This window comes from Diaphorobacter nitroreducens (assembly GCF_002214645.1).
GTDB lineage: Bacteria > Pseudomonadota > Gammaproteobacteria > Burkholderiales > Burkholderiaceae_C > Diaphorobacter > Diaphorobacter nitroreducens.
The window spans coordinates 1,257,125-1,270,850 of the sequence record NZ_CP016278.1 but is presented as its reverse complement, the minus strand read 5'-3'; the positions used below and the strand labels follow the sequence as shown (position 1 = coordinate 1,270,850).

At 69.3% G+C, this 13,726-nt stretch carries 12 protein-coding genes; 9 read left to right on the top strand and 3 right to left on the bottom strand.

All coding sequences use genetic code 11. The annotated features are described in order from the left end of the window. The first annotated feature begins 5 nt into the window (after positions 1–5). The 6 genes from BA022_RS05905 (at position 6) to BA022_RS05880 (ending at position 8,679) form a co-directional block, all read left to right on the top strand. Positions 6–1,133, top strand: coding sequence for a cell division protein FtsZ (locus BA022_RS05905; RefSeq protein ID WP_088886866.1), 1,128 nt, complete (start codon positions 6–8; stop codon positions 1,131–1,133). An 8-nt stretch (positions 1,134–1,141) separates the two neighbouring features. Then, positions 1,142–1,516, top strand: coding sequence for a VOC family protein (locus BA022_RS05900; RefSeq protein ID WP_088886865.1), 375 nt, complete (start codon positions 1,142–1,144; stop codon positions 1,514–1,516). Between the two features lie 11 nt (positions 1,517–1,527). Continuing rightward, positions 1,528–3,723 carry an NAD-dependent DNA ligase LigA gene (ligA, locus tag BA022_RS05895; protein WP_088886864.1) on the top strand — a complete coding sequence of 732 codons (2,196 nt, stop codon included), beginning with the start codon at positions 1,528–1,530 and terminating at the stop codon, positions 3,721–3,723. Next, complete coding sequence (locus BA022_RS05890; RefSeq protein WP_088886863.1) at positions 3,724–4,674, top strand: patatin-like phospholipase family protein; 951 nt, start codon at positions 3,724–3,726, stop codon at positions 4,672–4,674. It begins immediately after the preceding gene. 246 nt (positions 4,675–4,920) lie between these two features. Then, entirely contained in the window at positions 4,921–7,461 is a 2,541-nt protein-coding gene (locus BA022_RS05885) for a penicillin-binding protein 1A (RefSeq protein ID WP_088886862.1), read from the top strand. Positions 7,462–7,476: 15 nt separating this feature from the next. Continuing rightward, positions 7,477–8,679, top strand: coding sequence for an MFS transporter (locus BA022_RS05880; protein WP_088886861.1), 1,203 nt, complete (start codon positions 7,477–7,479; stop codon positions 8,677–8,679). Here BA022_RS05880 and BA022_RS05875 read toward each other — a convergent pair. Continuing rightward, positions 8,672–9,220 carry an NUDIX hydrolase gene (locus BA022_RS05875; RefSeq protein WP_015913223.1) on the bottom strand — a complete coding sequence of 183 codons (549 nt, stop codon included), beginning with the start codon at positions 9,218–9,220 and terminating at the stop codon, positions 8,672–8,674. The genes BA022_RS05880 and BA022_RS05875 overlap by 8 nt on opposite strands. A 70-nt stretch (positions 9,221–9,290) precedes the next feature. Continuing rightward, a complete protein-coding gene (locus tag BA022_RS05870; protein ID WP_088886860.1) occupies positions 9,291–9,986 on the bottom strand; it encodes a fumarylacetoacetate hydrolase family protein in 696 nt (231 codons plus the stop codon). A gap of 118 nt (positions 9,987–10,104) precedes the next feature. Between BA022_RS05870 and maiA the strand changes: the two genes are divergently transcribed. Together maiA and pgeF are read left to right on the top strand one after the other, a co-directional pair. Beyond that, entirely contained in the window at positions 10,105–10,773 is a 669-nt protein-coding gene (gene maiA / locus BA022_RS05865) for a maleylacetoacetate isomerase (RefSeq protein ID WP_088886859.1), read from the top strand. 5 nt (positions 10,774–10,778) lie between these two features. Further along, positions 10,779–11,630, top strand: coding sequence for a peptidoglycan editing factor PgeF (gene pgeF / locus BA022_RS05860; protein WP_088886858.1), 852 nt, complete (start codon positions 10,779–10,781; stop codon positions 11,628–11,630). Here pgeF and BA022_RS05855 read toward each other — a convergent pair. Continuing rightward, positions 11,547–11,837 (bottom strand): hypothetical protein, encoded by a 291-nt coding sequence (locus BA022_RS05855; RefSeq protein WP_088888525.1) that lies wholly within the window; start codon positions 11,835–11,837, stop codon positions 11,547–11,549. The two genes, pgeF and BA022_RS05855, sit on opposite strands and share 84 nt — an antisense overlap. A 153-nt stretch (positions 11,838–11,990) precedes the next feature. Here BA022_RS05855 and BA022_RS05850 point away from each other — a divergent pair, with 153 nt between their 5' ends. Beyond that, positions 11,991–13,709 carry a PHA/PHB synthase family protein gene (locus BA022_RS05850; RefSeq protein ID WP_088886857.1) on the top strand — a complete coding sequence of 573 codons (1,719 nt, stop codon included), beginning with the start codon at positions 11,991–11,993 and terminating at the stop codon, positions 13,707–13,709. The last annotated feature ends 17 nt before the right edge of the window (positions 13,710–13,726 follow it).

The following is a 13,726-nucleotide window of genomic DNA, read 5'->3' as shown; positions in this document are numbered from 1 at the left end:
TCACCATGAGCAACTTCCAACTTGGTCTCATCATCGCCGGCGCGCTCGTGCTGATCGTCGTCGTCGCCTACAACGCCTGGACAACCCACCGCAACGCGCCCAAACGCCCGCGGCCGGCCGAGGCCGATCCCGCGCAGGAGCCGGTGGCGCGCCATGAGCCCGCCTTTGATGGCGCGGTGCTTACCGGCGCGGGGCTCACCGGCGCGGGGCTTGTCGGGAGCGGCGCCGAAGGCGAGGCCGAGCCCGGCTTTGACGGCCACGCCGTGGATCTGCGTGATGCGCTGGACCTGCCCGTGCCCACGGCCGAGCGCCGCGGCGGGCTGGATCCGCTGATCGACGCCATCGCCCCCATCGTGGCCGAGCAGCAGGTTTCGGGCGATGCGGCCCTGGCCGCGTTGCCGCCCACGCGCCGCGCGGGCAGCAAGCCGTTCGCGGTGGAGGGCTTCAACGACGCCGCGCAGCAGTGGGAAACCCCCCAGCCCGGCCAGCGCTACCTGCAGTTCCAGGCGGGCGTGCAACTGGCCAACCGCCTGGGTGCGCTCAATGAGATCGAGTTCTCCGAATTCGTCATGAAGGCCCAGGGCTTCGCCGACGCGATCAATGCCGCGCCCGACTTTCCCGACATGCTGCACGAGGTGGCCCGCGCGCGCGAGCTGGACCAGTTCGCCAGCGAGCACGACGCGCAGCTCACCTTCGTGCTGCGGGCGCGCCACGCGGCCTGGAGCCCCGGCTACGTGCAGCAGAACGCCGCACGCCTGGGTCTCGTCGCCGGCGCCATTCCGGGCCGGCTGGTGCTGCCGGCCCAGGGGCCGGGCCTGCCGCCCGTGCTCACGCTGACCTACGACGCGCAGGCCGCCATGTCCGACGACCCCGAGCAGTCCGCCGTGCGCGACATCGTGCTGAGCCTGGACGTGGCCCAGGTCCACCGCTCGCAGCAGCCCTTTGCGCGCCTGCGCGAGGTGGCGGCCGCGCTCGGCGAGGCCATGGACGGCGTGCTGTGCGACCAGAACGGTACGCCGCTGCCTGCCATGACCATGGAGCCCATCGCCGCCGATCTTGAGCAGCTGTACGACAAGCTGGACAGCCGCGAACTCTCGGCCGGCTCCGCGCTGGCGCGGCGCCTGTTCAGCTAGGAACCGGCATGATCGACCTGCGCGCCCATGATGTCCGGTGTTTCCTCCCGGCCCAGGACTTCGCGCTGTCCAAGGCGTTCTACGCGGCCCTGGGCTGCACCCTGGAATGGTCGGACGAAGACTTGGCCCTGTTCCACCTGGGCGGGGCGCGGTTCTATCTGCAGCGCTACTACGTGAAGGAATGGGCGGACAACTGCATGCTGCACATTTCCGTGCAAGACGCGGCCCAGTGTTTTGCAGACGTTTCGCAGCTCATCGGCACGGGCCGCTTTCCTGGGGCCCGCGTGTCCGCGCCGAAGCAGGAACCGTACGGCGCGTGCGTGACCTACGTCTGGGACCCGTCGGGCGTGCTGCTGCACCTCGCCCAATGGGACCGGGCCTGACCCTTCCTGGCATGACTGAACAATCCGACCTTTTTCCGGCTTCTGGGCCCAAGGGGTCTGCGCTGGTAGCTACAAAAATCAAAGCGCTGCGCGAGCAACTGAACCGCTGGGCGCACGAGTACTACGTCCAGGACACGCCGAGCGTGCCCGATGCCGAGTATGACCGCGCGTTCCAGCAGTTGCAGGCGCTGGAGGGCGCTTACCCCGACCTGGTGACGCCCGACTCGCCCACGCAGCGCGTGCTGGGCGCGGTGCTGGACGGGCTGACACCGGTGCGCCACCGCGTGCCCATGCTCAGCATCCGCACCGAAACCGACACCGAGGCCAGCGGCGCCCAAGCCTTCGACGCGCGCGTGCGCCGTGAACTGAAGCTGCCGCCCGATGCGCCGCCGGTGGAATACGTGGCCGAACCCAAGTTCGACGGCCTGGCGATGAGCCTGCGCTACGAGGGCGGGCGCCTGGTGCAGGCCGCCACGCGCGGTGACGGCGAGGTGGGCGAGGACGTGACCCACAACGTGCGCACCATCCGCCAGATCCCCCTGAGCCTGCCCGCCGGCGTGCCGCCGGTGCTGGAGGTGCGCGGGGAGGTCTACATGCGCCGCGCGGACTTCGACGCACTCAACGAGCGCCAGCGCGAGAAGGGCGACAAGACCTTCGTCAACCCGCGCAACGCCGCCGCCGGCGCGGTGCGCCAGTTGGACTCAGGCATCACCGCGCAGCGGCCGCTGTCCTTCTTCGCCTACGGCCTGGGCGAGGTCACGCCGGCCGCCGAGGGCGGGCCCGACTTCGGCACGCACTTCGGCATGCTGCAGCAGCTCAAGGAATGGGGCTTTCCGGTTGCAGCCCAGGTGCAGATTGCGCAAGGCGCTTCTGAACTCATAGTGTTCCATCAGCGTGTGGGGGCCGAACGGGACGCGCTGCCCTACGACATCGACGGCGTGGTCTACAAGGTCAACAGCCTGGCACTGCAGCGCCAGCTGGGCTTTGTGACGCGCGAGCCGCGCTGGGCCGTGGCTCACAAATACCCGGCCCAGGAGATGGTCACGCGCGTGGAAGGCATCGACGTGCAGGTGGGCCGCACGGGCAAGCTGACGCCCGTGGCGCGACTCGCGCCGGTGTTCGTGGGCGGCGTCACGGTGACCAATGCCACGCTGCACAACCTGTTCGAGCTGCGCCGCAAGAAAGTGCGCGTGGGCGACCAGGTGATCGTGCGCCGCGCGGGCGACGTGATTCCCGAGGTGGTGGGCGTGGTGCCGGCGGGCGCAGGCCTGGCAGTGCTGGCGGGCTCCGACGCGCTGGTGGACGCCGCCAGCAGCGCGGACGGCACCGCACCCGCGCAGCCGCTGGCGGGGCCGCGCCAACCCTACGTGCCTAACTTCCGCATGCCGCGCCAGTGCCCCATCTGCGGCAGCGCCGTGGTGCGCGAGCCGGGCGAGGTCAACCACCGCTGCTCCGGCGGGCTGTTCTGCCCCGCGCAGCGCAAACAGGCGGTGCTGCACTTCGCACAGCGCCGCGCCATGGACATCGAGGGCCTGGGCGAGAAGCTGGTGGACCAGCTCGTGGATGGCCACGTGATCCGCACGCTGCCCGACCTGTACCGGCTCGGGCTGTCCAGCCTTGCGCAGCTCGACCGCATGGCCGAGAAGTCCGCGCAGAACGTGCTGGATGCGCTCGACAAATCCAAGCGCACCACGCTGGCGCGCTTTCTCTTCGGCCTAGGCATCCGCCATGTGGGCGAGGCCACGGCCAAGGACTTGGCACGCCATTTCGGCCGGCTCGACGCCATCATGGATGCGGGCGTCGAGCAGTTGCTGCAGGTGAACGACGTGGGGCCCGTGGTGGCCGAGGCCATCCATACCTTCTTCGCGCAACCGCACAACCGCGAGGTGGTGGAGCAGCTGCGGGCCTGCGGCGTCACCTGGGACGAGGGCGAGCCCGCTGCCGCCGCCACGCTGCCCCTGGCGGGCATGACCGTGGTGCTGACCGGCACGCTGCCCACCCTGGGCCGCGACGCGGCCAAGGACCTGCTGGAGTCCGCCGGTGCCAAGGTGGCGGGCTTGGTCAGCAAGAAGACGCACTACGTGGTGGCCGGCGCCGACGCGGGCAGCAAGCTCGCCAAGGCGCAGGAACTGGGCATCCCCGTGCTGGACGAGGATGGGTTGCATGCGTTGCTGCGGGGCACAACGCCCAACGCAGGTGGGGGCTAGATGGCACTGACCCGCCGCGCCCCACGGCTGGGCCTTGCGCTGGGCAGCGGCTCGGCGCGCGGCTGGGCGCACATCGGCGTGCTGCAGGCGCTGCGGGAGGAGGGCGTGCGGCTGGACGTGATCTGCGGCTCCTCCATCGGTGCGCTGGTGGGCGCGGCCTACGCGGGGGGCGAACTGGAGCGCGTTGCCGACTGGGTGCAGGGCCTGGGCCTGCGCGATGTGTTCGGCTTCATGGACTTCAATCTGTCGGGCGGCATGCTCAAGGGCGAAAAGCTTATCGCCTTCTGGCGCCGCAACTTCGCCGATTTCGACATCGACGCGTCGCCGCTGCCCTTCGGCGCGGTGGCGACCGACCTGCACTCGGGTGCCGAAGTCTGGCTGCGCCACGGCTCCATCGCCGACGCGGTGCGCGCTTCCATCGCGCTACCGGGCCTGTTCACCCCCGTGAACCACACCGACGGGCGGCTGCTGGTGGATGGCGGACTCGTCAACCCCGTGCCCGCATCGCTGGCCCGTGCCATGGGTGCGGACATCGTCATCGCCGTGGACCTGAATTCCGACATCCTGCACCGCCACATGCATCCGCTGGCGGTGGTGCGCGAGCCGGATGCCTCCGTGCCCACGGATGCGGCGCCGGTCTCTGGGCCGGAGCCGGTGCCCGAACCGCTGGTCAGCGCCGACTGGATGCGCCGCCTGAAGTTCTGGGCGCCCGCCAGCGGCGAGGCGCCTCCCCCCAAGCCATCGGCGCTGGACGTGATCATGACCAGCGTGAACATCATGCAGATGCGCATCACCCGCAGCCGCATGGCGGGTGACCCGCCCGAGGTGGTGATCGCCCCGCGCCTGGCGCATTTGGGCCTGCTGGACTTTCACCGTGCCAGCGAAGCCATTGCCGAGGGCCGGCGCGCCGCCCATGCCAGCCTGCCGCAGTTGCGCCAGTTCATGGGCTGAGGTGGTGGCGCGGGCCACCGGGCGGTCAGTGGCATCTGTACAGCGGCCCAGCCTTGCGCGGGATTGGCGGTATAAAGCAGGCCCGGCCCGTCGCCAGGCGCCGCGGCTGGTGCGGCGACCGGCGCGGCGGCGCGTGTTCTGCCTGCCGCGTATGGCCGGGCACCCCTGTCTACGCATTGCTTCTGAATTCATAGCTGCTAGCGCTTGCTGATAAAGCGCTACAGGCCATTTTTGCCCATAAATTACATGGATCTTTCCACGACCCTGCGAGCCCGCTGGGCCCGCCTGCGGCCCGCGCTGGCGCAACTGTTGCATCGGCCCGAGCGCTGGCTGTCCGCGCATGGCCTGGTGTGGCTGCTGGCGGCGCTGGCGCTGGCCGGCGTGCTGTATGTGCTGGCGCTGATCCCGTTCACGCCGGGGATCAGCGACATCCGCAAGGCCAAGAGCGACCAGCCTGCGCAACTGGTGTCCGCCGACGGGCGGCTGCTCGCCGAGTACCGGTGGGTGAACCGCGAATGGGTGCCGCTGGAAACCATCGCCAAGCCCGTGGTCGATGCGCTCATCGCCACCGAGGACCACCGTTTCTACGACCACTTCGGCCTGGACTGGCGGCGCACGCTGTCGGCCGTCGTGCGCACCGTGGGCGGCGACAAGCAGGGCGGCTCCACCATCACCCAGCAGCTTGCGCGCAATCTCTACCCCGAGGACATCGGCCGCGCGCCCACGCTCACGCGCAAGATCAAGGAGGCGATCACCGCGCTGAAGATCGAGTGGCTGTACTCCAAGGACGAGATCCTGGAGACCTACCTGAACACGGTGCCCTTCCTCTACAACGCCTACGGCATCGAGATGGCGGCGCGCACGTACTTCGACAAGTCGGCCGACAAGCTCAACGTGCTGGAAAGCGCCACGCTGATCGGCATGCTCAAGGGCACGGCCTACTACAACCCGGTGCTCAACCCCGAGCGCGCGCAGGCCCGGCGCAACACCGTGCTGGCGCAAATGGCCAAGCGGGGCAAGCTCTCGCAGACGGAGTACGAGCGGCTGATCAAGCGCCCGCTGCGCATCCGCTTCGAGCGGCAGGCAGAGGTGGCGGGTTTAGCGCCGCACCTGGCGCAGCAACTGCGCCGCCAGCTCATCGACTGGGCCGACCGCAACGGCTACAGCCTGTATTCCGATGGGCTGGTGATCCGCACCACCATCGACGGGCGGCTGCAGGAGATGGCCAACCGGGCCGTGCAGCAGCAGGGCCGGGCGCTGCAGGGCGTGGCTGACGGTGCGTGGGCGCCGCGCAGCGCCTGGGGCCCCAAGAGCCCGTTGGTGCAACAGCTGGTGCGCGAGTCGCCCCAGTACGAAAAGGCGGTGGCCGGGGGGGCCGCACCCGAGGAGGCACTGCGCGAACTGCTGGACGACGGCAGCTTCCTGCGCACGCTGCGCCAGTCCAAGACCCGCGTGCAGGCCGGCTTCATGGCCATGGACCCGCGCAGCGGTGCGGTGCTGGCCTGGGTGGGCAGCCGCGACTACGCGACCGATCCGTTCGACCACGTGCAGGCCGCGCGCCGCCAGCCGGGCTCCACCTTCAAGCCCTTCGTGTACGGCGCGGCCTTTGCGATGGGACTGCAGCCGACCGACACGCTGCTGGACACCGCGGTGGAGATCCCCCTGGGTGGCAAGCGGGTCTGGCGCCCCACGGACGGCCGCACGCCACCCAGCGAGGAGCCCATGACGCTGCGCGACGGGCTGGCGTACTCCAAGAACACCATCACCGCACAGCTCATGCAGAAGGTGGGGCCGGCGCGCGTGGTGCAACTGGCCCGCGCCATGGGTGTGCGCGAGTCCGAACTGGAGGCCGTGCCCGCGCTGGCGCTGGGCACGAGCTCGGTCACGCTCAAGGAGATGGTCGCCGCCTACGGCACCATCGCCAACGGCGGGCGTTACCTGGCGCCCCGGGTCATCACGCGCATCGAGGACAAGCACGGCAAGCTGCTGGAGGAATTCAAACCTGCATCGCCCGAGCGCGCGCTGGACGTCACCGCCGCGCAGCAGCTGCGCGACGCGCTGCGGGGCGTGGTGGACAAAGGCACGGGCGCGGCCATCCGCAGCCGCTACGGCATCACGGCGGACGTGGCGGGCAAGACCGGCACCACGCAGGACAACACCGACGGCTGGTTCATCCTGATGCATCCGCAGCTCGTCGCGGGGGCCTGGGCGGGCTTCAACGACGGGCGCATCACCCTGCGCAGCGACTACTGGGGGCAGGGCGCGCACAGTGCGCTGCCCATGGTGGGCGACGTGTTCCGCCAGGCCCTGCGCGCCAAGGTCATCGACGCGCGCGAGCGCTTCGTGGATGAGGAGGAAAGCTCCTGGATCGGCTCGGCCGCGGGCACGCTGCGCAACTGGGTCTATGACCTATTCGGCCGACCCACGGGTGAGCAGGCCGGCCCGGCGGGCGCTCCGGCGCCGCAGCCCGAACTGCCGCAGACGCCGGCGCCGGCCGCCAGCGCCCCGCCGCCGGAAGAGCGCCCCGAGATCACGGATGCGCCCCTTGTGCCGCTGCAGGAGGTCACGCCCCGCCCCGCGCCGGCCGAGCCGCCGGTGTGGGTGACCGAGCCGGATGCGCCGTTGCCGGGTCCGCCAGCCGCTGCTCCGGCGGCGCCCCCGGCGTCACCCGGTGCCGGCCCCGCCGCGCCGCAGGTGGTTCCCGGCGTGGTGGTCGATCCCGTGCAGCGTGGCGTGGTCGTACCCCGGCCGCAGGACAACGCGCCGTTTTTCGTCGAAACCCGCTGACCACGGCCCCTTGGCATGCAGACGCCGCGCCAACCCTCGCCAGCGCGCATCCCCGCCGCTGTATGGGCGCTGGGCCTGGTGAGCATGCTGATGGACATCTCGTCCGAGATGATCCACAGCCTGTTGCCGATGTTCATGGTGGGCGCGCTGGGCATGTCGGCCTTCGCGGTGGGCCTCATCGAAGGTCTGGCAGAAGCCACGGCGCTGATCGTCAAGGTGTTCTCGGGCACGCTCAGCGACTATCTTGGCAGGCGCAAGGGGCTGGCGTTGCTGGGCTATGGGCTGGGGGCGGTCACCAAGCCGCTCTTCGCGCTGGCTTCGGGCGTCGGCTTGATCGTGACGGCGCGCCTGATCGATCGGGTGGGCAAAGGCATCCGCGGCGCACCGCGCGATGCGCTGGTGGCCGATGTGACCCCGCCGGAGATTCGCGGTGCCGCGTTCGGCCTGCGCCAGTCACTGGACACGGTGGGCGCCTTCGTCGGGCCGCTGCTGGCCGTGGGCCTGATGCTGCTGTGGGCCAACGACTTTCGCGCCGTGTTCTGGGTGGCGGTGGTGCCGGGCGTGCTGTCGGTGGCCGTGCTGGCCTGGGGCGTGCGCGAGCCTGCGTCCCAAGGGGGCGTACGCCGCACCAACCCCATCCGGCGCGAGAACATCCGCCGCCTGGGGCCCGCCTATTGGGGGGTGGTGGCCGTGGGTGCGGTGTTCACGCTGGCACGTTTCAGCGAAGCCTTTCTGGTGCTGCGCGCCCAGAACATCGGCATACCCATGGCACTCGTGCCCCTGGTGATGGTGGCCATGAACCTGGTGTATGCGGCGGCGGCCTATCCATTTGGCAAGCTGTCGGACCGCGTGAGCCACACGCGGCTGCTGGCCTGGGGCCTGGTGGTGCTGATCCTGTCGGACGTGCTGCTCGCAACGGCCCAGCACTGGACCCTGGTGATTGCCGGCGTGGCCGTATGGGGCATTCACATGGGCATGACGCAGGGCCTGCTGTCGGCCATGGTGGCGGATGCGACTCCGGCCGACCTGCGCGGCACGGCCTATGGCGTGTTCCACCTGGCCAGCGGTTTGGCCATGCTGGTGGCCAGCGCGATCGCCGGGTTGCTGTGGGATGCCGTGGGGCCGGCGGCCACGTTCTGGGCCGGCGGTGCGTTTGCGGCGCTGTGCCTTGCGGGTCTCGGTTGGCGCAGCGCAGGGGCTGGCCGGTTGCTCAGGTGATGTCGATGCAGTGCATGCCGAAGCGCCCCGCGCGACGGTCGGCAAAGAACTGCTCCAGCGTGTGCTTGACGGTGCGAAACGCGATCTCGTCCCAGGGGATCTCGTCCTCGGTGAACAGGCGTGCCTCGATGGTCTCGTGGCCGGGGTCGAAGCGGTCGCTGAGCAGCGTGGCCAGGTAAAAAAGGTGCACCTGACCCGCCTGCGGCACGTTCAGCAGCGAAAACAGCGGGCCCATCTGGATTTGCGCGCCCGCTTCCTCGTCGGTTTCGCGCGCGGCGCCCTCGACGGTGGTCTCGTCCAGTTCCATGAAGCCGGCCGGCAGGGTCCACTTGCCTCGGCGCGGCTCGATGTTGCGCTTGCACAGCAGCACGTGGTCCCCCAGTACCGGCACCGTTCCCACCACCATCAGCGGGTTTTCGTAGTGGATTACGTTGCAACTGGGGCAGACGGCGCGCTCGCGCGTGTCACCGTCGTCGGGCACGCGGTAGGCCACGGCCGTTCCGCAGGCGCGGCAATGCTTGATGGGGCGGCGGAAGTTCATCGTTATATGAATAAAAAACGGCTGCAGCGCTTATGGGGAAAGCGCTAGCAGCTATTTTTATGATAGTGAATCAGGCCACGGCCACGCGCAGCGTGCCCAGGCCGTCGATGCCGCCTTCCAGCACGTCGCCGCGCACCACCGCGCCCACCCCCTCGGGGGTGCCGGTGAAGATCAGATCGCCGGGCTGCAGCTCCCACGCGGCGGACAGGTGTTCGATGGTCTCGGCAATGTTCCAGATCAGCTGGCCCACGCTGCTGCGCTGGCGGTCCGTGCCGTTGACCTGCAGCCAGATGGCTGCTTGCTGCACGTCGCCCGCCTGCGCCGCGGGCGTGATCGGGCCGATGGGCGCGCTGGCCTCGAAGCCCTTGCCGATGCACCAGGGGCGGCCCTGCTTCTTCATCTCGCCCTGCAGGTCGCGGCGCGTCATGTCCAGGCCCACGGCGTAACCCCAGATGTGCGACAGCGCGTCGGCCACGGCGATGTGCTTGCCGCCCTTGCCGATGGCCACCACCAGCTCGATCTCGTGGTGCAGGTCCTTGGTCAGCGTGGGGTAGGGCATCTGGCCGGTCTCGCCCGGGTTCACGGGCAGCACGGCGTCGGCGGGCTTCATGAAGAAGAACGGCGGCTCGCGGCCGGTGAAGCCCATTTCCTTGGCATGCTCGGCATAGTTGCGGCCCACGCAGTAGATGCGGTGCACGGGAAAGCGCTGGGTTGTGCCCACGACGGGCACGCTGGCCTGCGGTGCGGGAGGGATCACATAGCTCATGGTTCTCTCGGTGGTAGCGGCGGTGTGAAGGGATGAAGCAGTGTGCCACGGCGCGGCGCCGCGCAGGGGCTGTGGCCCGCATTACGCCCGGCGCCGGCTTGGCTTATGCTGCGGCCGCATGAAGCTCTACAACTACTTCCGCTCCTCGGCATCGTTTCGCGTGCGCATCGCGCTGGAAGTCAAGGGCCTGCCCTATGACTACCTGCCGGTCCACCTGGTCAAGGCAGAGCATTTGGCGCCCGGCTATGCCGACCGCGTGGGTGACACTCTGGTGCCGGCGTTGCAGACCGATGACGGCCACCTGCTCACGCAGTCGATGGCGATCATCGAATATCTGGACGAGACCCACCGCGAGCCCGCGCTGCTGCCGGGCGACGCGCTGGCGCGCGCGCGCGTGCGGGCGCTGGCGCAGATGGTGGCCTGCGAGATCCACCCCCTGAACAACCTGCGCGTGCTCAAGTACCTCAAGCACCAGCTGCAGGTGGAAGACGCCGCCAAGGACGCCTGGTACCGCCACTGGGTGCGCAAGGGCCTGGAGGCGTTCGAGCGGCAGCTGGTGCTGCTGGACGGCGAACGGCAGGCCGCCGGGCTGGCGGCCTCGCGCCTGTGCTGGGGCGATACGCCCACGCTGGCCGACTGCTGCCTGGTGCCGCAGATCTTCAACGGCCGGCGCTTCCATGTGGACATGGACGGCCTGCCGCGCACGATGTCCGCGTTCGACGCATGCATGGCGCTGCCGGCCTTCCAGCGCGCGCAGCCGTCTGCCTGCCCGGACCACGAGGCCTGAAGCCCGTGGCACAGACCGCTCCCTCCGCAGTTCTGCACGACTGGCTGGTTCCGGAATGGCCCGTGTCCGCCCGGGTACGGGCGCTGTGCACCACGCGCAACGGTGGCGTGAGCGCGCCGCCCTGGGACAGCTTCAACCTGGGCCGCTTCGTGGGCGACGACCCCGCCGCCGTGCAGGCCAACTGGGCTGCGCTGCAGGATGCGCTGGGTGCTGGCGGTTCCGCGGTACGGGCGGTGTACCTGCGCCAGGTGCATGGCACGGCAGTGCAGCCGCTGGACGCGCACACGCCCGACGGGCTGGACGCCGATGGCTGCACCACGCGGGCCGCAGGCGTGGCCTGCATCGTGATGGCGGCGGATTGCCTGCCGGTACTGTTCACCAACCGCGCGGGTACGCGCGTGGCCGCGGCGCATGCGGGCTGGCGCGGTCTGGCCGCAGGAGTGTTGGAATCGACTTTGGAGTGTTTCAGGCCCGCAGCGCAGGCAGGTCAAGCGCAAGCAGCTATTGAAAACGGAGCGACGGCGGATGCGGATGACGTAATGGCCTGGCTGGGACCCTGCATCGGCCCCGAGGCCTTCGAGGTGGGCGCGGAGGTGCGCGAGGCCTTCTGTGCGCAGGACCCGCGGGCGGCCGCGTACTTTCGCCCGCATGCCAGCGATTGCAAGTGGCTGGCGGACCTGGCCGGGCTGGCACGCCACCGCCTGCGCGCCTGCGGCGTTACGGCGCTGTACGGCAACGACAGCACCAGCGCCTGGTGCACCGTGGCCAATCCGTCACGGTTCTTTTCGCACCGGCGGGACACCGCCCGGCTCGGCAGCAGCGGACGCATGGCCGCCTGCATCTGGCTGGCCGCCTGAGACGGCTTCCACCTCGGCCCGCTGCCGGGCGCGCAGCGCGCGCTTGCGCCCGGGCGTGCCCAGGATGTAGAGCACGATGGACATGGGCAGCAGCCCGTACAGCACGAAGGTGACGATGGCGCCCAGCACCGTACCGTTGGCGGACGTGGCCTCGGCCAAGGCCATCAACACGGTGACATACAGCCATGCGATAACCACCAGGTACATGATCGATTCCGAAGGGGCAAAGCGGCGATTGTGGCCGGCTTGCCACGGCGGCGGAAACCCAAAGCCCTGCGAATGCGCTGCAGTTTTCTGCGGCACTGCCTGCTGGGCAACAATGACACATAGGGCCCGCGCCTGGGCCGCGATGGAGGCTGCATGAGCACGAATTTCGACGCCAGCTGGGCCGACAGCGCCCGGCAGTTTCAGCAAATGGTGGGCGAGGGCTGGAGTCAGATGCTGCAGGTCCTGCAGCCCAAAGAAATGGGCGCCGCGCTGTCCATGCCAGCTGCCGGCCCGGTGGGCTTCGCACCCGACAAGCTGGCTGCGGTGCAGCAGCGGTACCTGCAAGAGGTGCAGGCGCTGTGGAGCCATGCGCTGCATCACGACGATGCACCCCTCAGCAATGACCGCCGGTTCGCGGGCGAGAATTGGGCCCACAACCCGTTGTCGGCGTTCTCTGTCGCGGCCTACCAGTTGCAGGCGCACGCGCTCATGGGCCTGGCCGACGCGGTGCAGGCCGACGACAAGACCCGCGCACGCATCCGCTTCAGCGTGGAGCAATGGCTGGCCGCCATGGCGCCCAGCAACTTCCTGGTATTCAACGCGGACGCGCAGCAAAAAGCCCTGGAAACGCACGGCGAGAGCATCGCCAAGGGCGTGGCCAACCTGCTGCACGACTTGGGCCAGGGGCATATCTCGATGACCGACGAGAGCCGCTTCGAAGTGGGTCGCAACGTGGCGACCACCGAGGGTGCCGTGGTGTTCGAGAACGAGCTGTTCCAGCTGCTGGAATACAAGCCGCTCACCCCCAAGGTGTACGAGCGGCCCCTGCTCATGGTGCCTCCGTGCATCAACAAGTACTACATCCTGGACCTGCAGCCCGACAACTCGCTGATCCGCCATGCCGTGGCCCAGGGCCACCGCACCTTCGTGGTGAGCTGGCGCAACCCCGATGCGTCGCTGGCGCACAAGACCTGGGACGACTACATCGACGAGGCCGTGCTCACGGCCATCGCCACCGTGCAGCAGATCGCTGGCGCCAAGCAGATCAACGCCCTGGGCTTTTGCGTGGGCGGCACCATGCTGGCCACGGCGCTCGCGGTGCTGGCGGCGCGTGGCGAGGAGCCTGTGGCCAGCTGCACTTTCCTGACCACGCTGATCGATTTTGCCGACACCGGGATCCTCGACGTGTTCATCGACGAAGGCTTCGTGCGCATGCGCGAACTGCAGATGGGGCAGGGCGGGCTCATGAAGGGCCAGGACCTGGCATCCACCTTCAGCTTTCTGCGCCCGAACGACCTGGTGTGGAACTACGTGGTAGGCAACTACCTCAAGGGCGAGACGCCGCCGCCCTTCGACCTGCTGTACTGGAACAGCGACAGTACCAACCTGCCTGGGCCGTACTACGCCTGGTACCTGCGCAACTTCTACCTGGAGAACAACCTCATCCGGCCGGGGCGGCTCACCGTGTGCGGCGAGCCACTCGACCTGACCCAGGTCCAGCTGCCTGTGTACATCTACGGCTCGCGCGAGGATCACATCGTGCCGATCGGCGCGGCCTACGCCTCCACGCAAGTATTGCCGGGGGACAAGCGTTTCGTGATGGGCGCGTCGGGCCATATCGCGGGGGTCATCAACCCGCCCGCCAAGAAAAAGCGCAGCCACTGGCTGCGCGAGGATGGGCAACTGCCCGCCACGCTGGATGCATGGCTGGCTGGGGCCACCGAACTGCCCGGCAGTTGGTGGGACGACTGGTGCGCATGGCTGCACGGCCACGCCGGTCGGCAGATCGCCGCACCCAAGGCCTATGGAAAGGCGCCGAAGTTCAAGGCCATCGAACCCGCGCCAGGGCGCTACGTGCAGCAAAAGGCCTGAGGCCGGCGCCGCACGCT